Raw genomic sequence first — 22,415 nt, forward strand, 5'->3', positions numbered from 1 at the left:
AGAAGAACCATACCTTTAACAACCTTCTGGATATTCTGGTCAATACCCATGATACTCATGCCAAGATTCAGAACACCCATCAGAAGTGCACCAATGATAACACCAGGAACTGTACCGGTACCACCATAAGCAGAAGCACCACCAATAAGTCAATCACAGTCCTTCTCCTGTATGTTTTTCCTTACTGCTCGAATCTGCCCTTCATCTTCACTTCCTGCTCCCACACAGCGACCTTGCCGCGGGCAAACAGGCTGTTGATGTTGAGATTCTCATCCAGTACCAGAAGGTCTGCGTCTGCGCCTTCCGCTACACAGCCCTTGATTCCTTCTTTGCCAAGGAGTACGGCCGGAGTGCTGGTCAGAAGCTGTAAGGCATCCTCCAGCGGCATGCCCTCTCTTACCAGGATCTGGATGGTACGGTGCAGATACTTCGGGGACGCGTAGGTCAGGCCAATGCACTCGCCCTCTTCGTTGAAGCGCGGCTGGCTTCCGAACGCGTCACTGGACATGGTTACATGATCCAGGCTCACATCTTCGCGGTGCAACAGCTCATAGAGCTTCAGAGCATCGGATTCGACCTCCACATCATCGGCGCCGGCGGTGCAGTCAATGTAGCCGCCACGGCGCACCAGATCCGCGCCGGCATCAATCAGTCCAGGATTGCGTAAGATGTGGGTCGGCAGCAGGTTCTTGGCTGGAACGTCGGAATGATCCAGCACATAGAAAATCGGATCCAGTCTTCCCTCTCCGTCACCCATGTGCATGGTTACCAGGCCAGGGGTATTGCTGAGTAAGCCGGCTCTGCGCGCTGCAGTAGCCAGCGCGATCAGCTCTTCTCCGCCTGGGTTGGAGCTTCTGTGGTCCGATACCGCTACCTTCACACCGATCATCGGTGGAACCAGGATGATATCGCGCTCTACACTTCCGGTCAGGGTGGTCGGCGGGTAACCATAGGAACTGGTCAGAGTGTACACGGTCATGCCCTCTTCGGTCAGGGCGCGAGCTTTTGCGACCAGATTTTCCACACTGCGGGTTACGCCATCGGTTCCCAGAAGTCCGACTACCGTGGTAATACCATTTTTGAAGAATTCACTGAGCTGGGATTCCGGTACACGGGATGCCGGCCCCTGCTCTCCGCCGCCGCCTGTGATATGCACGTGCATGTCAATGTAAGCCGGAACAACGGTCTTTCCCTCCAGATCATAGGTTTCCACTCCCGGAAGTCCCTCATATCCCTCAATAGTATCCTGCATCAGAAGGATTTTTTCCCCCTCAATAAGGATATCTTTCTTTCCCAGTTTCTCCGGTGCGTACACATTCGCGTTTTTCAGTAACTTGATCATAATGTCAATTCTCCTGTCTCTTTCTTTTCCGCTTTTCTATTTCAAAGCTTCTGTCAGTCTGTCTCAAAGGTGCCTTTTACCAGTGCTTTTCCATACTCCACCATTTTCTGTCCACGGACAAATACCGTATCTACCAGAAATTCCTCATCCAGGATCACAAGATCCGCGTCGCTGCCCGGACGGATGCAGCCCTTTTTCGGGAATAATCCGTTGGCTCTGGCCGGGTTCTCCCCGCAGATGCGGATGGCTTTTTCCACCGGAACCCCTGCCTTTACAGCATCACGCACTTCCTCATGCAGGGAAGAAAGCCGTGTAACCAGAAGCTTTGCGCCGCCCCCGCCAATCACATGAACATGCTGGTCCACATAACCAGGAATTACCATTTTTCCATCTGCAGAAACAACTTCCACCGGAGCAGAAAGTTCCGGTGGATCGATGTGTTCTGCCACAGAAAATACTTTTTCATCTACGATCAGGATATCACGGATTCCTTTTGGATCCGGATCATACAGATTCGCGTTTTTAATCAAAAGCACTCTGGACATCGTATTTAGTTCTCCTTTTTCTTCTCATCATCGAGCTTGGCAATACCAAATCCGGTAAAGCCCCAGATGATTGCAAAAATCCAGCCGGTGTAGCACAGGATTGCCCATGGAAGGTAATCCAAAGTCTCTACGCCAAGGGTGGAAGCCATGTAAGCACCTGCTGCGGACCACGGGATCAGCGGTACAACTACGGTACCGGCATCCTCAAGGGTTCTGGACAGGTTCTTTGCCGCAAGCCCGCGCTCTTTGTAAGCGTCACGGAACATCTCGCCCGGAATCAGAATGGCAAGGTAAGAGTTACCGGTGGTCAGTGCCATGGTAATGCAGGCTGCAACGGTTGCGGTGATCAGCGCACCGGTACTCTTTGCCACGCTTAAGATCTTCTGGAGTACCACATCCAGACAGCCAGCCCGGCTCATGATACCTGCGAAGCAGAATGCGCAGAATACCAGAAGTGTGGTGCTCATAATGCCGTTCATACCGCCGCGGTTTAACAGCTTGGTTACGGCCTCGGAACAGGTCTCGGTGTCAAATCCTGCACGGTGGATCATGGATACATCAAAACCGTTTACGGTTGCCTTTAACACATCTCCTAACGCTACGTGCTGAATGAAGACACTCTCCAAGCCTGCTACAAAAGTAGAAAGAAGCATAACCGGAATGGTTGGCTTCTGAAGCAGGGAGCCGCCCAGCACGATCACTACCGGAATGATGATCAGCAGGTTCCAGCTGTACATGGAAGAAAGCTGGCTTAATAAAGTAGTAACGGTGTCAGAAGTAATATCTGCGCTTACATCTGCGTTCATACCAACAATGGCATATACCACCAGGGAAACGATGGTTGCTGGGACAGTGGTGTAGAACATATGTCCGATATGCTCATACAGTGTGCTGCCTGCCGCGATCGGAGCCAGGTTTGTGGTATCGGACAGCGGAGACATCTTGTCACCAAAGTAGGAACCTGCGATGCAGGCGCCTGCAGTAGCCGGAAGGGATACGCCAAGGGCGCTTGCGATTCCCATCAGGGCAACACCCATGGTTGCAACGGAACCCCAGGAGGTACCGGTAACAACCGAAACCACTGCCTCGATCAGGAACGCGGTAACCAGCATGAATTTCGGGTTTACGATCTGGACGCCGTAATAAATCATCATCGGAATGGTACCGGATGCCATCCAGGTACCAACCATAGCGCCAACACATACAAGAATCAGGATGGCAGGCATGCCCTTTGCGATCTTGGTGCAGATCTCATCCATCATCTCATCCCAGGTAATGCCTACACGGAACGCGATAAATGCTGCGATTGCAGCTACCATGATCAGAAGCGGCTCTGTGCTGTAGCCGAATACGCCTTTTCCGATGGTAAGGATCAGGAGCATTGCGACGATCGGTGTGATCGATTCCGCAAAAGTGGGCAGACGTTTGGCCCGTTCTTTCTTTTCTTTCATTTGTAGTTTCTCCTTTTAGCCTCCTTCGTGACAGTTTCACATTTTATCACGGCAGAGTATTAAGATTTGGACTTATTATATCAGAAAAGATAACGGGCAACAACTAAAACTTTATATTTTTTTATTTTCTTGTTACACGGGAGTTTGACACATTGAAATTCAAAAAAGTACCGCAAAGCCTTGAAACAGGCTTATTTTTTTGTCAAATTTTTATTATATAGTAATATTTAGTGATATGTACTATAACAGTGGAAGCGGTAATTATTGTGCGTATAACAACATCAAAATCAAAAAATTCCGAGTCCTTTTATATCACTCAGTCCTATACAAATCCGGTTATTAAACCGCGCTTTGAAAGGAACTTATACTACAGAACAATTGCTCCATATTTTAAAAGACATAAAATTTGCAGATGTAGAAGAACAGGGTTTCATGCCGGTATATGAACGTCAGAAAATCACTGACGATCTCCACGAAACCTGTGGATTCAGAACAGACTATCAATTCATAACAAAACGGAAAATGAAAGGAATTCAGAAAAAAAGTAAGCGGAGATAAAACATTACTATGTTTCGTGTATGCAGATAAAAGTGCCACACCCCTTGTATTTGAAGGGCACTGAAAAACTTCCATTTCTTCTTAAGTGGAAGTTTTTCTTTTATATTATTTTCAAATCTTTACTTAGGAAAATCATAAAAAGCTATGGTTTACTCCATAGCCAGCTCATCTAATCTTACTATTCGTTTTACATTTGCTGTAAATGCCGTAAAATACATTTGCAGATGCATAGCAAATAAACCTCTCGAATCTGCTTTACGCAAACCGTGAGCTTCCTTTAGTTCTCCATTCTTTTCTTCTATCCTGTGCCGAATCTTCATTCGCTCCTGAAAATATTCGCTTTCTTCAAATTTAAGCCTTTCAAGATTTTTCTCGCTTGCTTGCGTGATACTGTAGCTTCTTGTTTTAGCGTTTGATCTTCCTACACGGCATTTTTCTCTTTGGGGACATTTCCGACACGTTACTTTGCTAAATATATATCTTAAATAAGTATTCCCATTTTTTGCCGTTCTTTTTTCTACACGCGTGGAAAGCTCTCCGGCAGGACACTGCAGCATCCCAGCATCTTTATTAAAGCAGAAACCTTCCTCAAGGTTCCCGTTTGCTGCAGCAGCTACTGCTGTATTGGTTCTGGCAATCAATGTAATCTCTTTTCCGCAGACTTCCAGATTGTCATCACTGACATATGCCATATCGCCTATAACTTCTGTAACTTTTATTCCATTTTCCTTCGCGTTTTCTATCAGTTTTGGTAATTCCTGCCCATCTGGTGCTCCTCCATCTGTTACAGTGATCCCCGCAATGAGACGTTCTTCAGTCATCGCAAGATGATTCTTATATCCATAGAACGTACTGGTTGCCGTTTTATGTCCAAACCGTGCATCTTTATCATCTTTGGATCGGATCTCTTTGAGCCGCTCATCTTCTAGTAGTTCTTTCATTTCATGAGAAAGTTTCTGTATCTTTTTATTTCCACAGGATTTTATTCCTTCCTCCAGAACCTGGAGTAGTTCCCTAGTATAGGCAATTTCTTCATCCAGTCCTGCTTCCAAAGAGGGTTTCTCAGGAAATCGCTCTGATAATTCAAAAGCTGTTTTATAAACCTCTTTCCGAAGTTGTTTGCTCATATCCCGCAGAATCTGCGTTGGAGATTTTGCCCAGACAGAAGCAATTGTATGGGTGGAATCAACGATAATGGTTCCCGATTTGATCAGATTTTTATCCAAAGCCTGTTGAATGGTTTCTTTTAACATTTCTTCCAGAATATCTTCTGTAATACGAGTTTTTCTGAATTTTGTGAGAAGACTGGGATCTATCATTTTTGCTTCTGGTTCCAGGTCAAGGAAAAATTTATATGCCATGTCCGTCTGGGCGCTGCTAATCAGGGCTTCGTCAGAAAGATCGTACAGTTTTTTCAGGAAAAGCAGTTTAAACATCATTTCTGGTTCCTTTGCCGGGCGACCGAAATTTTCACAAAAAAGCCCAATTCTTTTTTAGAATCAGACTTTTTCAGTGCCCTTTTAAATATGGTTTTGATTTGGTTTTGTAGCATAAAAAAATCTCCTTGTAGTTGTATTTGCATCGTGCAGATGCTTCTTTAACTACAAGGGCCGCTCTCACTACTTCTAAAAACCAATCAGTAGTGAGAGCGGCCGCACATTTGAGTTGAAGTGTCAACCCCTATTTAGGGAAAAACTAAAAAAGAGGTTAGACCTCATGTATAAGATCTAACCTTGAAAATTAACTAAATGACATTGACCAGTGAACAGTAACAAAATAACCTTACATAAAACAACAGTATATACACCCAAAAACAGCAGGTTCCGGATCACTCCGAAAACCTGCTGTCCTGATTCGCTGACTATTATTATTTTACGATAAAAGATTTTCTCTTGCTGACAACATCGAAGATAACCGCTGCCAGAAGAACCATACCTTTAACAACCTTCTGGATATTCTGGTCAATACCCATGATACTCATACCAAGGTTCAGAACACCCATAAGGAGGGCACCAATGATAACACCGGGAACTGTACCGGTACCGCCATAAGCAGAAGCACCACCGATGAAACATGCACCGATCGCATCCATCTCGAAGTTTGTACCTGCCTGTGGGTTGGATGAGTTCAGTCTGGCCATTGTCACCATACCTGCAATAGCTGCCAGAAGGCCCATGTTCAGGTAAGCAAGGAAATAAACCTTGTTTGTGTCAATACCGGAAAGCTTTGTTGCCTTCTCATTACCGCCAACTGCATAAAAATAACGACCTGTTGTAGTCTTGGAAGCAATGTATGTATAGATTGCGATGATCACTACAACCCAGAGAAGGGAATTCGGGATACCTTTGTACTGAGCAAGTCTGAACATGAATGCAAGAACAACTGCACAGATCAGAACCATCTTCACTGCAACACCACCGAAAGACTCAACACTGTAGCCTTTTTTTGCACGGTCTGCACGGTTTTTCATAACAAGTGCAACATAGACGATGCAGACAATAATGCCAACTACAAAACATGTTCTGTTAAATCCTTCACCTCCACCAAGGAAGTCCGGAATATAGTTATTGAACAGAGCCAGATAAGCATCCGGCATCGGGGCCAGGGTCTGTCCTTCCAGAACTACGTTGGAAAGGCCACGAAAAGCAAGCATACCTGCCAGAGTAACAATAAATGGAGGAATTCGTACATAAGCGATCCAGAATCCCTGCCATGCACCAATGGCAATACCCACAAGAAGCATCACGATCATAGTGAGATACGGGTTCATACTGTTGAGAACCATCATCTTACCACCGACAGCAGCAACAAAGCATACAACAGAACCAACTGACAGATCGATGTTACCACCTGTTAAAATACAGAACAGCATACCGGTTGCAAGAATAAATACATATGCATTCTGGGCTACCAGGTTATTTACATTCTGCGGAAGAAGCATAACGCCCTTTGTGTTCACAGAAAACATGATCACAACAAATACCAGAACAATGACCATGGTATATTTTTTTAATATTTCTGAAAAACTAATCTTTTTCTCCATCTTCTTACTCTCCTTTACCTGACTTCACGATCCTGGACATGATCAGCTCAGATGTAGCTTCCTCACCACTTACCTCACCTACGAATCTGCCCTCGTTCATGATATAGATTCTGTCTGACATTCCAAGCACTTCCGGAAGCTCAGAAGAGATCATGATCACAGATTTTCCTGCTGCGACCAGGTCATTGATGATACAGTAGATTTCATATTTGGCACCTACGTCAATACCTCTTGTAGGTTCATCCAAAATCAGAATATCCGGCTCTGCAAACATCCATTTTGCAAGAAGGACCTTCTGCTGATTACCACCGCTCAGGTTTCCGACATTCTGCTCAACTGTCGGACACTTGGTTTTCAGTTTCTTCCTATATTCCTCAGCAACTGCGTATTCTTTATCCGTATCGATCACTTTTCCATTACTGATACCGGACATGTTTGCAAGCGTAGTGTTCATCTTTATGGACTTGGAAAGGATCAATCCGTTTCCTTTTCGATCCTCTGTAACATAGGCGAGCTTGTTGTCAATAGCCTCCTGAACTGTATTCAGCTTCACTTCTTTTCCATTCATGAACACCTGGCCGGAAATCTTAGTTCCGTAGCTCTTGCCAAAAATACTCATGGCCAATTCTGTACGTCCTGCTCCCATCAGTCCTGAAATACCGACAACCTCTCCTTTATGTACTTTAAAGGATACGTTATTTACCACCTTACGTTCTGTATACAGAGGATGGTAAACATTCCAGTTCTTAACTTCCATGGAAACATCGCCGATCTTTACATTTGGACGTTTCGGGAACCGGTCTGTCATCTCACGTCCAACCATTCCCTGAATGATCCTCTGCTCAGAAAAATCGTCCTTCTTTTTATCCAGTGTTTCAATGGTAGATCCATCTCGGATAACTGTGATCTTATCTGCCACATAGGAAATCTCATTTAATTTATGGGAAATGATGATAGAGGTCATTCCCTGCTTCTTGAATTTCAGAAGAAGATCCAGAAGAGCTTTGGAGTCATCTTCGTTCAGTGATGCGGTAGGCTCATCCAGAATGAGCAGCTTTGCATTCTTTGCAAGTGCCTTTGCGATCTCAACCAGCTGCTGTTTACCTACACCAATATCCTTGATCAAAGTTCTGGAGGATTCCTCCAGTCCCACTATTTTCAAATATTTATCTGCTTCCCCATAAGTTTCATTCCAGTTAATGGAAAAGCTCCTGCCTCTTTCATTGCCCAGGTACATGTTTTCACCGATAGTCATATACGGGATCAGTGCCAGTTCCTGGTGAATGATCACAATTCCTTTATGTTCACTGTCTTTGATGGTGTTAAATTTACAGATCTCACCATCGTAAATAATATTTCCTTCATACGAGCCGTACGGATATATACCACTTAATACATTCATTAATGTAGATTTACCGGCACCGTTCTCACCTACCAGTGCGTGGATCTCGCCTTCCTCGACCTGGAGATTAACATTATCCAGTGCCTTTACACCTGGGAAAGTTTTGGTGATATTTTTCATTTCCAGAAGTATCTTAGCCAACTCAATTTCCCTCCCTTTCCACTGTTCATGCAGGCGGTTATATTCCCCGCCTGCATGTGATAAATTTCTTTCTTAAAAATTCTGATTATTTGATCTGATCCTCTGTGTAGTATCCGGAATCGATCAGGATTTCTTTGTAGTTATCTGTTGTAACAACAACCGGATCGCAAAGGTATGTCGGGATGACACCTGTTCCGTTATCATAGGATTTTGTATCGTTCACTTCCGGCTCCTCACCTTTCATGATGGAGTCAACCATTTTTACTACTGCAGATGCAAGAGCTCTTGTATCTTTAAATACGGACATTGCCTGTTTTCCTGCTACAAGGTTCTTAACGTTCGGTGTATCACAGTCCTGACCGGTGATGATCGGATATTCTCCTGTGTAGGAAGCTGCCAGTGCATTCTCAACACCAAGGGCTGTGGAATCGTTGGAGCAGAGAACTGCGTCAAGGTTTGTTCCGTCAGAGTAGTTACCTGCGATGATGGTATCCATTCTGTCCTGTGCTTTTGCACTATCCCAGTTTGCGGTAGCAACCTGCTCGAACTCTGTCTGTCCAGATTTTACTACCAGCTTACCGTCATCGATGTATTTCTGGAGAACATCCATTGCACCACCGAAGAAGAAGTTACAGTTATTATCACCAGGATCTCCTGTGAACAGCTCGATGTTAAACGGTCCATCCTGATTATCAAGATCCAGTGCGTCTACCAGGTACTCGCCCTGTTTCTGTCCTACTTTGTAGTTATCAAATGTTGCATAATAGGAAACTGCATCAGAATTCATAAGAAGACGGTCATAGGAGATAACCGGAATTCCTTTTTCTTTGGCCTGTTTTAATGGCTCGCCAAGGCTGCTTCCATCGATGGATGCCACAACCAGAAGGTCGCATCCGTTTGCTACCTGGTTCTCAAGCTGGGAAACCTGTGTGCTTACATCGTTGGATGCATACTGAAGGTCTACTTCATATCCTGCTGCCTCCAGCTCTTTCTTCATGTTCTCGCCATCCTGGTTCCATCTCTGGAGATCCTTGGTCGGCATGGTAACACCGATCAGTTTCTTGTCTGCTGCCTGTGCTGTTGCTGCCGGAACTACCACCATACCAGCTACCATTGTTGCGCAAAGAAGTGCAGATACCATTTTTCTTTTCATTGTAAAATCCTCCGTTTCATTATTTGTTTTTGGAATCACGTTTCCTTCGATGATGTTACTATAGCACAGGACTGTCTGGACATAGTTGGCAATGACAGAGACATTTTTTTGCAAAAGAAAAATGCCCTGCATCAGGCAAGACATTTTTGCACCAAAAATCTGCTATTGATTTTTGTCATAATTGTGTATTATTGCACATATGGCTACACTGCCACATTACTTGCAGAATTTCACCACCACATATATGCCGGTATGCAATCTGTTCTGCATTACTCTGTATCATAATCTGTATTGAGATATACTTCATCCCTTCTGTGGAAACCGCCGTCAATGATCACCTCATCAATATTATCCCTTGTAACGGCAACCGGTTCCAGCACCTTCGCCGGGATATCGTAGCTTCCATCGTTCATGGTATCTGTCACATCTGACGGAAGCTTTCCCTCTTCTGCCATCTTCACCGCATATTCAGCTGCCTGGCATGCCAGATCTTCGATAGATTTAAATGCTGTCATGTACTGGGTTCCTTCTACAATACGCTGACATGCAGCCAGATCACCATCCTGGCCTACCACGATCACCTGTCCGGCAAGCTGGTTTTCCGCAAGAACCTGTATCACCTGGCTGGCAATATCATCATTTCCACACATAATTCCCTTTACATCGGGGTACTCTTCCAGTGCCTCCTCCACATAATCTGCTGCCAGCTCCGCGACCCAGCCCTCACAGTTGGCTTCGTAAACCACCTTCAGATCACTGTTTTTCAGAGTGTCTTCAAATCCCTCTTTTACCATGTTCACATTGTTATCTGAAGCAGATCCCTGGACCATAAAAATCTTTCCGCCATTAGGGATCGCTTCCATCATTGACTGTGCCATGACCTCTCCGACTTTCCGGTTATCAAAGGAAATATACATGTCTGTATCCGCATCATTTACCATACGGTCATAGGAGATCACCCTAATCCCTACATTGTGGGCACGCTCCACAGCCTCAGATAATGCCTTGCAGTCTCTGGCAATGATCACGATCACATCCATATGCTTCTTGATAAAATAGTCGATCTGGCTGATCTGCTCTTTTGTATCTGCTCCCGCATCCTGAACATTCACTTCCGCTCCCAATTCCCTTGCGGTTGCCACGAATGCATCCCTGTCACGAATCCACCTCTCAATAACAAAGGAATCCACTGTAAGACCGATCTGAATTTTCTTTTCACCACTGTCTTCCTCTGTATCGTTTTCCTGTGCAGCTGTCTGCTTTGTTTTTTCGGAAGCGCAGCCATTCAGCATCAATGTCAACAGACACAGCAAGATCAACAGCTTCCTGATCATTTTCCCCCCGCTCATATTGTCTACCTCAACCTCTCTCTGAATTCACTTGGTGTCACGCCTTCGTATTTTTTGAATATCCTGCTGAAATAATTGGGGTCGCTGTATCCGGATTCCGCACAGATCTCCTTGATGGAAAGCCCTGAATCCTTGAGAAGTTCTCTTGCATTCCGAAGCCGCACTTCTGTAAGATACTCGATAAAATTTCCTCCGGTCTCCTGCTTAAAAAGCTTGCTGAAATAATAAGGGCTGATATCCACCTCCCGTGACACCTCATCCAGTGAAATATCTTTTTTGTAATTGTCCCGAATATAGGACTTTGCTTTTTCGATAATAGAAACCGCTTCTTTTTCCCTTGCACTTTCCATGTTACTGCAGATTTCTGATGTTTTGCCCAGGAACCATTTTTTCATTCCTTCTATATCTGTATATTCCTGGATCTCATGAATATAATTTCTGCGGCAGCTGATCGCATATTTCACGGTACCTGCAAAAAAGGCCTTTTTTTCCACTCCCATCACAAGCTCCAGGATCTTGATGCGCATGTCCTCCAGATCTACTCCCGGCTGCTTCTCCATCCACCGGATAAATTCCTCGGCACAGCTTAAAGCTCCTGCCACATCCTTATCCATCACCCGCTTTTCATAGCGACGTTCCAGATCTCTTGGATATTCGCCGTCATATTTCTGTGCAGCCGGAACATCCTCAATATGTATAACATGGCTGGTGCTTTCCCGAAGTGCGATCATAGCCTCCTTGAAGGATTCTTTCATGGTGCTTCCCATCTCCTTCACCCGGCCGATACCACAGCGAAATTTACTGTCGATCCTGCTTTCCAGCTTATGTACCATGTTTCTGGTTCTTGTTACAACCTCCACACGTTCCTCATAGGACTCCCTGGAATTACGGTACGGAACAAGCAGTACAATACGGTTTCCCATAATGGGTCCTACCAGACATTCAAAAAATCCTTGAGCGATTTCCCGGAATGTGGAATAAAATTTGTTTGCCTTCACACTGGCCCCCACCGCATTGGTAAGAACGCCATTTTCCGTGGAATCCCCGAATTCAGCCACGATCATATATCCATATTCTTCCCGGATATCCAGAAGCTCCCTGTAATTATCCTTATATGTCTGAAAATCATCCTGCAGAAGAATATTATTGATATATCCGCTTTCGATCATGGGCACAACTGTCTCCAGTTTTTCACGGATACGGAGATCATCGCTTCGCTTCTGTCTTGTGGAATCTACCTTTTCCATAGCTTTGGAGCATATTTCCAGAATCACCTTTTTGTTTACCGGCTTGGTAAGAAATTCCATAACTCCAAGATTTACCGCTTCCTTGGCATAATTAAATTTATCATAGGCTGTAATGATCACAAAGACCACAGATCTGTTAAATTTCTGAATTTCCCGGATTGCCTGGATTCCACTTAAGCCCGGCATCTGAATGTCCATAAAGCAGATATCCGGCGGATATTTCTCCGCCTCCTCCACAACCACACGGCCTGTCTTGGCTGTATGGATCTCACATTCATTTCCATAGTTGGAACTTATAATATTTTTCAGGGATTCCAGCATGATCCCCTCATCATCAGCAATCAGGATTCTGTACATTTTTTTCGCTCCTCTCCAGAGGAATATTGATCACTACCTCTGTTCCCATTCCTTCACCTTCACTGTATATTTCCATTAATCCATCCCGCTCATAATACAGTTCCAGACGGCTGATCACATTATTCATTCCGATTCCCGTGGAATCACCCTCGCCTGAACTGCTGTGGACTTTTTTTGACAGTACTCTTTGTATCTGTTCTCCGGTCATGCCCAGTCCGTTATCCCGAACACTGATCTCAATATGGTCGTTCCATCTCTCCACACTGAGATCAATATGTCCTTCCCAATCTATATTCCGGATTCCATGATTGACTGCGTTTTCCACAACCGGCTGCAGGATCATACTGGGAACACGTACATTTTCCACATCACATTCCACTTTTTTTGAAAAATGGATGTCCCCGGCAAACCGTACATTCAGAATATAAATGTAATTGTCCACAGCCTCCAGTTCTTCCTCCAGTGTGGCATCTTCCTCACCCTTCTTTACATTGTAGCGAAAAAAATCTGCCATCTTTTCCACAAAGATACTGGTTTTTTCTGCATCCTCCATCATTGCAAGCTGTACTCCTGCATTCAGGGAATTAAAAAGGAAATGCGGGTTGATCTGAGACTGGAGATACTTAAGCTGTGCCTCCTTGAGATGTGTTTCCATCAAAAGCTCCCTCTCTATCATCTGCTGTTCTTTTTCCATGCTGGCCTTTGTCCTGGCAATGTAAAGACCAAGATTATCCACCATGGTATTAAAGGCTCTTGTTACCGTTCCAAGCTCATCCCTGGAATCTGCTGGGGGCATCTTTACATTAAAATTCCCCTGACCTACCAGCTGTGCAGTTTCTGCCATATTAGTCAGCGGCAGGAACATCTCCCTTGTTGCCATGATCAGAAGGAACATTCCACAGATCACCACCAGAAGCATGATCATCATATTACTGATCTCCAGATATCTCATAACCGCCCGGAGAGCTGCATAAGTCTGGGAATTTTCTTTAAAAAGCTGCTTGTTCAGCTCATCCATAGAACTCTGGATATAACTGTAAAGCTCCAGACTTTCATCATATTCCTGCTTATATTTCTCCACATTCCTGCCTCTCTTGGCAGCTACAGTTCCTGCGGTACAGGAAAGATATGATTCCGACATCTTACGTATCTTCTTCTCCAGAAGTTTTACGGAATCATCAATATTCCGTTCATTTAACTTCTCCAGCTCCTGCCTGTATTTCGCCTCATTCTGATAATAATCCATCAGTGCCTGAGAGTTTTTTACCTTCAGATACTGGTACATACTGTCCTGCACATCGTCAAAAACCTGCCCAAGCTCTGTGATCTGGGCATTGCTGGCATACACATCATCCATCTCCTGCATGGAGTTGTTGATCCGCGCATAAAACAGCATGTTAATGCTGAACAGTAAAACTGCCAGCACGCCAACCTCGATCATGATCTTGCTTACAAGAGAAAAGTCACTCCAACGGATCTTTTTCATCTGTGACTGCCTCCCTCCTCATCTTCTTCACTGCTGTTCTGTCAAGAAAATTAATGTCTACGTTGTAGAAAGAATTGGTTCTTCCATCTTCTATATAGCTGGTAACTGCCTCCACACTGTACTGTCCCAGCTGGGTCGTGTCCACATCACAGGTAACTGAAATAACACCTTTTTCAACTGCCGCCAGAATATCCTCAGATGTATAATAACCAATGATCTTCACTTTTCCTGCAAGGTTGAAATCCAGAATTGCCTGTCTTGCACACTCCGTTGTCTCCTCATCCATACACACAAGGATATCCGGAACATTCCGCTTCTGCTGAAAAATATCAGTAACTGCCTCCTCTGTTTCAAAGGTTCCTGTTGACAGAAGATTCCTTCCCTTGATCTCAATATCCTCAGAACCAGCTGCCATCTTCACCGCATTGCTGATCTGAGTGTATATCTGACTTTCGTTCATATCATCAATGTCCCGTTTCTGCAGGATTAGGATCTTCTTCGTGTTCTCATCCACGTATTTGGCAACAATTTCCCCGTAAGCCATGCCAAGCTGATAATCGCTGACTCCCACAAAGCTCTGGCGGCGGCTGTGCACCGCATCACTCATGACTGTAACCACCGGTATTCCGTTTCTTACTGCAGTATTGATTGCTTCTTCCAGACCGGCTTCTCCATTATACTGCAAGATAATACCATCCGCCTTGGCCGCAATGCTCATATTCATATAATCAAGTTTATCATAGGATGTTTCTCTGTCCGGCCCCATGATCTCAATCAGTACATTATTGGGAGCTGCTTTTTTCTTCGCACTGTCATATACTGCCTGCCAGAACTGGGAATCGGGGCTGTCCACGATCATGTCGTACTGGTATTTATATATTTTCTCTTCCTGTTTATCCAACCCTGCTTTTTCACTGATTCCTCTGTAATAGGATTCTCCTGTCACATAAGTAAGTACTATCACGGCAGCAAAGATCAGCAGGATACAAACTGATTTTTTCTTCATAGTACACTCCGTTCTGTTTCACAAAATATTCAAAGTTTAGTTTATCATAATTCCACAGAAAAGTCACTGCTTAACATGGATTTTCTGTGCACTTTCATGTTATATTAATAACTATAACATTGCCAAAGGAGGCCGCAAGACATGACAAACGCAACCAAGCTTGCCCTGGAAGAATCCCTGAAACATCTGCTTCTTAAGAAGCCTTTAGATAAGATCACCATCAACGACCTGACTACGGACTGCGGGATCAGCCGCATGACTTTTTACTATCATTTCAAAGATATCTATGATCTTGTGGAGTGGTGCTGTCTGGAAGATGCCAGAATTGCCCTTCAGGGCAAAAAAACCTCTTCCACCTGGCATGAAGGGCTTCTGCAGATCTTTGATGCCGTGATGGAAAACAAGCCTTTCATCTTAAATGTATATCGGTGTGTGGGACGGGAACAGATCGAGAATTATCTGTTCCAGCTTACCTGCGATCTTCTTATGGGCGTGGTAACAGAAAAATCAAAAGATATCCCCATCACGGATGAACAGAAAATTTTTATCGCAGATCTGTATAAATACAGCTTTGTAGGGATCATGCTGGACTGGATCAAAAACGGCATGCGCGAAGATTATCGCGAAATCGCAGATGATATCGCAACCGCACTGTACGGAAGCATCGACAACGCCATCCGCAATTTTGCCGCCAGAAACAAAACAGCAGAAATGCATACAGAATAAAAACTTATCAAAACAGACATAATGATAAAAAACTGAACACTTTCGGTATTTTGTAAATAGAATCTTTTTTCCGGATGGGCTATCATAGCCTCAACAGCAACAAAGAACAGTTAATCCGATACAAACAGGTATCTCATTTACGAAAGGTGGATGTCATATGTCAGATAAAAAAGGATTCATGGGACTTGCAGCACTTGCGGCAGCCGGAGCCGGCGCAGCCATGCTGATGAAAAAAACAAGAGAGATCAACGAAGAGGAAAACCTCCATGTGAAAGAAACTACTGCAAACTACCGCAACACCGAGCGTGGAAAACATGACAAAAACAGCAAAGGGATTTATTATTCCAACGGTAACTACGAAGCCTTTGCCCGTCCGGAAAAACCGGAAGGTGTGGACGACAAGCATGCCTACATTGTAGGAAGCGGTCTTGCTTCCCTGGCTGCTGCATGCTTCCTGGTAAGAGACGCACAGATGCCAGGTGATCATATCCACATCCTGGAAGCCATGGATATTGCCGGCGGTGCCTGCGATGGAATCTTTGATCCGTCCAGAGGCTATATCATGCGTGGCGGTCGTGAGATGGAAAACCATTTCGAGTGCCTGTGGGATCTTTTCCGCAGTATTCCTTCTCTTGAAAAACCGGGTGCTTCTGTTCTGGACGAGTTCTACTGGCTGAACAAGCACGACCCGAACTATTCTCTCTGCCGTGCAACCGTCAACCGTGGACAGGATGCCCATACCGACGGAAAATTTAACCTGAGCCAGAAGGGCTGCATGGAGATCATGAAGCTGTTTATGACAAAGGATGAGGATCTTTACGATAAAACCATCGAAGATGTATTTGATGATGAAGTGTTTGATTCCACCTTCTGGCTGTACTGGAGAACCATGTTCGCATTTGAAAACTGGCACAGTGCTCTGGAGATGAAGCTTTACTTCCAGCGTTTTATCCACCACATTGCAGGTCTTCCGGATTTCAGCGCCCTGAAATTCACCAAGTACAACCAGTACGAATCCCTGATTCTTCCCATGAAAAAATATCTGGAGGATGCAGGTGTTGACTTCCAGTTTAATACTGAGGTCACAAACGTGATCTTTAATTTTAAAGATGGCAAAAAGATCGCCACTGCTATCGAGTGCAAGGTAAAAGATGTGGAGCAGGGCATCCTTCTTACAGAAAATGATTATGTTTTCGTCACTAACGGAAGCTGTACAGAGGGTACGATCTACGGCGACCAGAACCACGCGCCAAACGGCGATGCGGAGGTCCGTACCAGTGGCGTTTGGTCCCTGTGGAAAAATATCGCAGCTCAGGATCCGTCATTCGGACATCCGGAGAAATTCTGCTCAGACATTTCCAGAACAAACTGGGAATCCGCTACTGTCACCACTCTGGATGACCGTATCATCCCTTATATCACCAACATCTGCCAGCGTGACCCACGTACCGGCAAGGTTGTTACCGGTGGTATCGTAAGCTGCCAGGATTCCAAATGGCTCTTAAGCTGGACCATCAACCGTCAGGGACAGTTCAGGGAACAGGATCCGAAGAAGGTCTGTGTATGGGTTTACGGATTGTTCACAGATGTTCCCGGTGATTATATCAAGAAGCCGATGAAGGATTGTACCGGTAAGGAAATTACCGCCGAGTGGCTGTACCACCTGGGTGTTCCGGTAGATCAGATCGACGATATGGCAGAAAACAGCGCTGTCTGCGTTCCGACCATGATGCCGTACATCACCGCCTTCTTCATGCCGCGTACCAAAGGTGACCGCCCGGATGTTATCCCGGATGGCTGTGTAAACTTTGCATTCCTGGGCCAGTTTGCGGAAACTCCTCGTGATACCGTATTCACAACAGAATATTCCGTACGTACTGCAATGGAGGCTGTATACGGACTTTTCGGTGTAGACCGTGGGGTTCCGGAAGTATGGGGAAGCGTTTACGATATCCGTGAGCTTCTGGACAGCAGTGTGAAACTGATGGACGGAAAATCCCCGCTGGAGATCCAGCTGCCAGGGCCGCTAAATGCACTGAAGAAGCCACTTCTTAATGTTGTGAAGGGTACTGTGGTTGAGAAGGTACTGCGGGATCATGATGTGCTGAAGGATTATATGTAAGATATACAGCCTGCCAGACAGATATTCTCAATCCGAAAATTAAGATTTGAAAACAGTAACGGAGCCTCCGGTTCTATTCGTGCAGCAATCCCCCGGAAATACTTCTCGCGCGGTATTTCCGGGGGATTATTTTATTTTCTGATACTTATTTTCCCAGTGTTTCATTCATACTTCCGGAACGGAAGCCCTGAAGATCCAGAGTCACGTAAGAAAATCCCAATGTGCGGAATTTCTCTGTGATCTTTGTTCTTGTTTCATTATCTGCAATTTTCAGGATCTCTTCTTCCGGAACCTCGATCCTTGCCATGGTACCGTGGATGCGAACACGGAACTGATGGAATCCCAGATCCATCAGAAACTGCTCGGCCTGATCTACCATGTGAAGCTTCTCCTCGGTAATGGTCTCACCGTATACAAATCTGGAAGCAAGACAGGCAAAGGATGGCTTGTTCCAGGTTGGAAGATTCATGTCTTTTGACAGCTCCCGGATCTCTTCTTTATAGAGGCCTGCTTCCTGGAGCGGACTGCGGACCCCAAGCTCCTGGATAGCCCTTTTTCCCGGACGGTAGTCGCCCAGATCATCCATGTTGGAACCTTCCACGATCATGTTCATATGGCGCGCCTTTGCAACTTCCCAAAGTCTGGTAAAGATGGCTTTTTTACAGATATAGCAGCGGTCCGGCGGATTCTGACGGAACCCCGGGATGTCGAATTCGTTGATCTTGCATATCTCCTGGCAAATGTGATTTTCCTGGCAGAAATCTTGCGTTTCTTTCAGTTCTCTGTCGGTGAAGGAGCATGGACATGCGGTAATGGCCATAGCTTTGTCACCAAGTGTTTCCTGTGCAGCTTTCAGTAAAAATGTGGAGTCCACTCCACCGGAAAAAGCTACGGCTACACTTCCCAGGGAACGGAGGATTTCCTGGAGTTTTCTGTATTTTTTTTCAAGTGTGATGTTATCTGTTGCTGGCATATGTTCTGTCACCTCGTAATTTGTAAAATCTTATTTTTGCCGGATCCGAATCTGTAATTTTCAGATCTGTTCTTATTGACATGCTCTTGCAATGCTATGTGTGTATTCTTTATTGTAAACGATACCTTTTTGCCATACAAGTATTTTTCTACCTGACAGATGTACTATGAAATTTATTAGTATCCTCTCTGTTTCCAAACATAATAAGACCGGAAATACAGCATATGCCATACTTCCAGTCTTTCTTTTTACAGTTATTACATTTCGATCACATCAAGATCATCCGGAACAAACAAATTTCCGTGATAATACTCTCTGCCTTCTGCTCCGTAAAGCTCTTTACGTTTCTTAATGTTCTTATCCTCTGTGTGATACAGGACAAGATTCTTAACTCCAAGGTTCTCAGCCAGCTCACTGGCATCCTTAACTGTGGAGTGATGCTTCTCATATGGATTGAAGATATCACGCTGTCCATACAGGCAGAATACTTCGTGGAACATCCAGTCGCTGCCTTTTGCGTATTTCTCTTCACATTCATTGTATGGCTCGTCTCCGCAGCAGGTAAGCACCTTACCGCCGTCGTAGATCATCTGGAAACCGAACTGTTTCGCCTTGGTGGAACCGATATCAAAGAAGGTCACTTTCTTATTAAGAATTGTTTTTTCCTCGCCGTCTTTTACCTCGATCAGATGAAGTCTGTCACCGATGTACTGTGTCTCCTTCTTATTCAGAAGCTTAAATGCCATGTCTTTGAGAAGTCCGATCACTTCATCATGAGCATAGATGTTTGCCTCGCCCTGATAAGTGCCTTTTTTCATGTTCTGGCAAATGATGCGGATCACCCACACGATCCCCATGATATGGTCTACGTGCTTATGTGTAACAAAGATCTCATGAACATCCATCAGATCAACGCCAGCCTTCTTCAGCTGGGAAAGCACCGTATTTCCGCCGCCTCCGTCAACCAGAAAATGGCCGTACTCATCGCTGAGCACAAAACATGTATTGTAGCACTCTGTTACCAGTGCGTTACCTGTTCCAAGCATGGTTAATTTCATTCTGTTCTCCTCCTGTATAGCCCTGGTCATCAAACATTCAGCCACCCACCATTCTGCTCTCTGACACTCTGACCGGCTATCTCTGGTCATATTACAGACAAATATACAACCGTTTAATTTTTTGTTTTCTTATTTTTTCTGTGTTTTTCGTGTCCAATGATAACATTATGAAGAACTATTTTCAATAAGATCCATTCATTTTCATAGCAGAAAAATCAATCCACAAATCTTCATATATTTCTGTTTTCACAGAATCCAGTCCGGTGCTCCCTTGCATCCTCTGTCATCCAGTTTATCTGCATCGCAGATAACAGAAATATATAATATATGGATCCTGTACAAAAACAGGAGCAGTCACATGGCGTACCATGTCTACTCCTGTTTTATATTTTTGTTATTCCAGCATCTCTATCTCTGTCTCAAAATACTGTTCCTGAAACCGGACCTGTTCTTTGATCTCCTGAGCTGTCATGGTCATATCTTCCGGAACTGCCACCCATTTGTCTTCCACATCATTAAGGCGGTGGATGATGGCTATCACTTTTCCTGTAAATTCTTTTACCGGATGATCGATCCCCAGAACGTAAACATCCTGTTCCTCGCCGTCCGGAGCGATGATTCCTTCGATGTAGCCGTAATTTACCGGATAAAAAAGCTCTTTGTGTTCCGGATGATAACTGTTCATTGGACGGTCGATCATGATATGTACAAGCTGGCCCGGAGTCGGTTTCTTATTCTCATAAACCATCTGCTTCATTTATATTCCTCTTTAAGCACATACAAGAAATTAACAGATTTTTCTATTATGCCAGTAAATCGAAGATTTTTATTTCAATCTATTCTTCGTTTTACCAGATTTCAGACTCTACAGCCGCACGCTCAATGCCAAGACCTTTCATATAGCGATCCATAAATGCGTTGAATCCTTTCACACCTTCAGCTTCCGGCGCAAGTGTACTGCCTTCGTTTCCTTTGAAGACATTCTCATCCAGGAAGTCTGCAAGGTCTTCACCATCTTTTTTGTTGATCAGATAGGAAGCCAGAAGCGCGATTCCCCAGGCTCCGCCTTCTCCTGCTGTGGACATTACAGATACCGGTGCATTTACCGCATCTGCAAGGATCTGCTGGCCGACACCCTTTGTCTTAAAGAGGCCGCCATGGCCCAGAAGCTTATCAATCTTTACATGCTCCTGATTCAGAAGGATATCCAGACCTACACGCATGGCGCCGAGGCAGGTGTAAAGATTATTTCGCATAAAGTTTGCCAGTGTAAATTTACTCTCAGGAGAACGTACAAACAGTGGGCGTCCCTCTTCAAAACCAGTCATATGCTCACCGGAGAAATAGCAGTAGGAAAGAAGTCCGCCACAGTCCGGGTCGCCTTCCATGGCTTTGTTATAAAGAGTTCCGAACAGTTTGTTCATATCTACTTCCATGCCCATAGCTTCTGCAAATTCCTTAAACACATTTACCCATGCGTTCAGATCCGAAGTACAGTTGTTGGAATGTGCCATGGCAACCGGATCTCCTGCCGGAGTAGTAACCATGTCGATTTCTTTATACGGTTTGGAAAGTGCCTTCTCCAGGACGATCATGGCAAATACAGATGTTCCCGCAGAAACATTTCCGGTACGCCGGCGGACACTGTTTGTGGCAACCATACCGGTTCCTGCGTCTCCCTCAGGCGGACACATCGGGATTCCAGCTTTCAGCTTTCCACTTACATCCAGAAGCTTTGCGCCTTCCTCAGTAAGAACTCCTGCATCCTGACCTGCCACCAGAGCTTTCGGCATAATATCGCGAAGCTTCCATGGGAAACCATAAGGCGCAACCAGTTCATCGAACTTCTGAACCATCTCCTCGTTATAGTCCTTCGTTTCACTGTCGATTGGGAACATACCTGCCGCATCACCGATACCAAGAACTCTTTTTCCGGTGAGTTTCCAGTGCACATAGGCTTCCAGAGTGGTGATATAATCGATATCTTTTACATGCTCCTCACCGTTAAGGATCGCCTGATACAGGTGTGCGATGCTCCATCTCTGAGGGATATTGTAATGGAAAAGCTCTGCCAGCTTCTCAGAGGCTTCTCCTGTGATGTTGTTTCTCCAGGTACGGAACGGTACCATCAGCTCTCCCTCTTTATTAAACGGCATATAGCCATGCATCATGGCACTGACACCAAACGCACCTACGCTTGTAAGCTCCACTCCATATTTTTTCTGAACATCTTCTGCCATATCCTGGTAACTGCCCTGGAGACCTTTCCAGATCTCCTCCAGGCTGTATGTCCAGATACCATCCACATACTGGTTCTCCCATTCATAGGCTCCGGATGCGATGGGCTGGTTCTTATCGTCCACCAGAACTGCCTTGATCCTTGTGGAACCAAACTCAATACCAAGAGCCGTGCGATTCTCAAGAATTGCTGTTTTTGCCTCATTTACTCCCATTGT

General features: G+C 45.0%; 17 protein-coding genes and 1 pseudogene. 2 read left to right on the forward strand and 16 right to left on the reverse strand.

What is annotated here, in order from left to right:
- From DWW77_RS18245 to DWW77_RS04375, 12 genes and pseudogenes are all read right to left on the reverse strand, one after another.
- Window positions 1-146, reverse strand: a pseudogene (locus DWW77_RS18245) (sugar ABC transporter permease); the annotation flags it as partial.
- 35 nt (window positions 147-181) lie between these two features.
- Window positions 182-1,342 (reverse strand): beta-aspartyl-peptidase, encoded by a 1,161-nt coding sequence (gene iadA, locus DWW77_RS04320; protein WP_015526031.1) that lies wholly within the window; start codon window positions 1,340-1,342, stop codon window positions 182-184.
- A gap of 53 nt (window positions 1,343-1,395) precedes the next feature.
- Entirely contained in the window at window positions 1,396-1,887 is a 492-nt protein-coding gene (locus tag DWW77_RS04325; RefSeq protein WP_015526032.1) for an amidohydrolase family protein, read from the reverse strand.
- Window positions 1,888-1,892: 5 nt separating this feature from the next.
- Window positions 1,893-3,338, reverse strand: a complete 1,446-nt coding sequence (gene nhaC / locus DWW77_RS04330) for a Na+/H+ antiporter NhaC (protein WP_015526033.1) — start codon at window positions 3,336-3,338, stop codon at window positions 1,893-1,895.
- Window positions 3,339-4,045: 707 nt separating this feature from the next.
- Window positions 4,046-5,383: an IS1182 family transposase gene (locus tag DWW77_RS04340; protein ID WP_227574384.1), complete on the reverse strand. Its 1,338-nt coding sequence runs from the start codon at window positions 5,381-5,383 to the stop codon at window positions 4,046-4,048.
- Window positions 5,384-5,763: 380 nt separating this feature from the next.
- The gene (gene mmsB, locus DWW77_RS04345) at window positions 5,764-6,939 is read right to left on the reverse strand and encodes a multiple monosaccharide ABC transporter permease (RefSeq protein ID WP_059086778.1); all 1,176 of its coding nucleotides are present in this window, start codon (window positions 6,937-6,939) and stop codon (window positions 5,764-5,766) included.
- Between the two features lie 4 nt (window positions 6,940-6,943).
- On the reverse strand, window positions 6,944-8,482 hold the full coding sequence (gene mmsA, locus DWW77_RS04350; protein WP_022426669.1) for a multiple monosaccharide ABC transporter ATP-binding protein: 1,539 nt from the start codon (window positions 8,480-8,482) through the stop codon (window positions 6,944-6,946).
- 85 nt (window positions 8,483-8,567) lie between these two features.
- The gene (gene chvE / locus DWW77_RS04355; protein ID WP_022426668.1) at window positions 8,568-9,635 is read right to left on the reverse strand and encodes a multiple monosaccharide ABC transporter substrate-binding protein; all 1,068 of its coding nucleotides are present in this window, start codon (window positions 9,633-9,635) and stop codon (window positions 8,568-8,570) included.
- Between the two features lie 269 nt (window positions 9,636-9,904).
- Window positions 9,905-10,984 (reverse strand): sugar ABC transporter substrate-binding protein, encoded by a 1,080-nt coding sequence (locus tag DWW77_RS04360; protein WP_286187984.1) that lies wholly within the window; start codon window positions 10,982-10,984, stop codon window positions 9,905-9,907.
- A 5-nt stretch (window positions 10,985-10,989) separates the two neighbouring features.
- On the reverse strand, window positions 10,990-12,588 hold the full coding sequence (locus DWW77_RS04365; protein ID WP_118608108.1) for a response regulator transcription factor: 1,599 nt from the start codon (window positions 12,586-12,588) through the stop codon (window positions 10,990-10,992).
- Entirely contained in the window at window positions 12,566-14,074 is a 1,509-nt protein-coding gene (locus DWW77_RS04370) for a sensor histidine kinase (RefSeq protein ID WP_021650429.1), read from the reverse strand. Before DWW77_RS04370 ends, DWW77_RS04365 begins: the two co-directional genes overlap by 23 nt.
- Complete coding sequence (locus tag DWW77_RS04375) at window positions 14,052-15,080, reverse strand: sugar ABC transporter substrate-binding protein (RefSeq protein ID WP_022426664.1); 1,029 nt, start codon at window positions 15,078-15,080, stop codon at window positions 14,052-14,054. The genes DWW77_RS04370 and DWW77_RS04375 overlap by 23 nt, the downstream gene beginning before the upstream one ends.
- A gap of 141 nt (window positions 15,081-15,221) precedes the next feature.
- On the opposite strand from DWW77_RS04375, the gene DWW77_RS04380 reads away from it, so the two are divergent.
- Window positions 15,222-15,806 (forward strand): TetR/AcrR family transcriptional regulator, encoded by a 585-nt coding sequence (locus tag DWW77_RS04380; protein ID WP_118608109.1) that lies wholly within the window; start codon window positions 15,222-15,224, stop codon window positions 15,804-15,806.
- 157 nt (window positions 15,807-15,963) lie between these two features.
- On the forward strand, window positions 15,964-17,928 hold the full coding sequence (locus tag DWW77_RS04385) for an oleate hydratase (protein ID WP_118608110.1): 1,965 nt from the start codon (window positions 15,964-15,966) through the stop codon (window positions 17,926-17,928).
- 145 nt (window positions 17,929-18,073) lie between these two features.
- Here the strand turns inward: DWW77_RS04385 and larE are convergent, their stop codons facing one another.
- The 4 genes from larE to DWW77_RS04410 all read right to left on the reverse strand — a co-directional run bounded on the left by larE (window position 18,074) and on the right by DWW77_RS04410 (window position 22,412).
- Window positions 18,074-18,901 carry an ATP-dependent sacrificial sulfur transferase LarE gene (gene larE / locus DWW77_RS04390; RefSeq protein ID WP_059086776.1) on the reverse strand — a complete coding sequence of 276 codons (828 nt, stop codon included), beginning with the start codon at window positions 18,899-18,901 and terminating at the stop codon, window positions 18,074-18,076.
- A 257-nt stretch (window positions 18,902-19,158) separates the two neighbouring features.
- Window positions 19,159-19,959, reverse strand: coding sequence for an MBL fold metallo-hydrolase (locus tag DWW77_RS04395; protein WP_118608111.1), 801 nt, complete (start codon window positions 19,957-19,959; stop codon window positions 19,159-19,161).
- A 394-nt stretch (window positions 19,960-20,353) separates the two neighbouring features.
- Window positions 20,354-20,716, reverse strand: a complete 363-nt coding sequence (locus DWW77_RS04405; RefSeq protein ID WP_286187985.1) for an inorganic diphosphatase — start codon at window positions 20,714-20,716, stop codon at window positions 20,354-20,356.
- Between the two features lie 91 nt (window positions 20,717-20,807).
- The gene (locus DWW77_RS04410; RefSeq protein ID WP_118608112.1) at window positions 20,808-22,412 is read right to left on the reverse strand and encodes a xylulokinase; all 1,605 of its coding nucleotides are present in this window, start codon (window positions 22,410-22,412) and stop codon (window positions 20,808-20,810) included.
- Between the last annotated feature and the right edge of the window lie 3 nt (window positions 22,413-22,415).

The sequence above is a fragment of the Ruminococcus sp. AF17-12 genome (assembly GCF_003479245.1).
In the GTDB taxonomy this organism is placed as follows: domain Bacteria; phylum Bacillota; class Clostridia; order Lachnospirales; family Lachnospiraceae; genus Blautia_A; species Blautia_A fusiformis.

Excerpts from the sequence above, each read along its gene's own strand:
- iadA (WP_015526031.1), bottom strand. The coding sequence starts at position 1,342 with ATGATCAAGTTACTGAAAAACGCGAATGTGTACGCACCGGAGAAACTG.
- DWW77_RS04325 (WP_015526032.1), bottom strand. The coding sequence starts at position 1,887 with ATGTCCAGAGTGCTTTTGATTAAAAACGCGAATCTGTATGATCCGGAT.
- nhaC (WP_015526033.1), bottom strand. The coding sequence starts at position 3,338 with ATGAAAGAAAAGAAAGAACGGGCCAAACGTCTGCCCACTTTTGCGGAA.
- mmsB (WP_059086778.1), bottom strand. The coding sequence starts at position 6,939 with ATGGAGAAAAAGATTAGTTTTTCAGAAATATTAAAAAAATATACCATG.
- chvE (WP_022426668.1), bottom strand. The coding sequence starts at position 9,635 with ATGAAAAGAAAAATGGTATCTGCACTTCTTTGCGCAACAATGGTAGCT.
- DWW77_RS04360 (WP_286187984.1), bottom strand. The coding sequence starts at position 10,984 with ATGAGCGGGGGGAAAATGATCAGGAAGCTGTTGATCTTGCTGTGTCTG.
- DWW77_RS04365 (WP_118608108.1), bottom strand. The coding sequence starts at position 12,588 with ATGTACAGAATCCTGATTGCTGATGATGAGGGGATCATGCTGGAATCC.
- DWW77_RS04370 (WP_021650429.1), bottom strand. The coding sequence starts at position 14,074 with ATGAAAAAGATCCGTTGGAGTGACTTTTCTCTTGTAAGCAAGATCATG.
- DWW77_RS04375 (WP_022426664.1), bottom strand. The coding sequence starts at position 15,080 with ATGAAGAAAAAATCAGTTTGTATCCTGCTGATCTTTGCTGCCGTGATA.
- DWW77_RS04380 (WP_118608109.1), top strand. The coding sequence starts at position 15,222 with ATGACAAACGCAACCAAGCTTGCCCTGGAAGAATCCCTGAAACATCTG.
- DWW77_RS04385 (WP_118608110.1), top strand. The coding sequence starts at position 15,964 with ATGTCAGATAAAAAAGGATTCATGGGACTTGCAGCACTTGCGGCAGCC.
- larE (WP_059086776.1), bottom strand. The coding sequence starts at position 18,901 with ATGCCAGCAACAGATAACATCACACTTGAAAAAAAATACAGAAAACTC.
- DWW77_RS04395 (WP_118608111.1), bottom strand. The coding sequence starts at position 19,959 with ATGAAATTAACCATGCTTGGAACAGGTAACGCACTGGTAACAGAGTGC.
- DWW77_RS04405 (WP_286187985.1), bottom strand. The coding sequence starts at position 20,716 with ATGAAGCAGATGGTTTATGAGAATAAGAAACCGACTCCGGGCCAGCTT.
- DWW77_RS04410 (WP_118608112.1), bottom strand. The coding sequence starts at position 22,412 with ATGGGAGTAAATGAGGCAAAAACAGCAATTCTTGAGAATCGCACGGCT.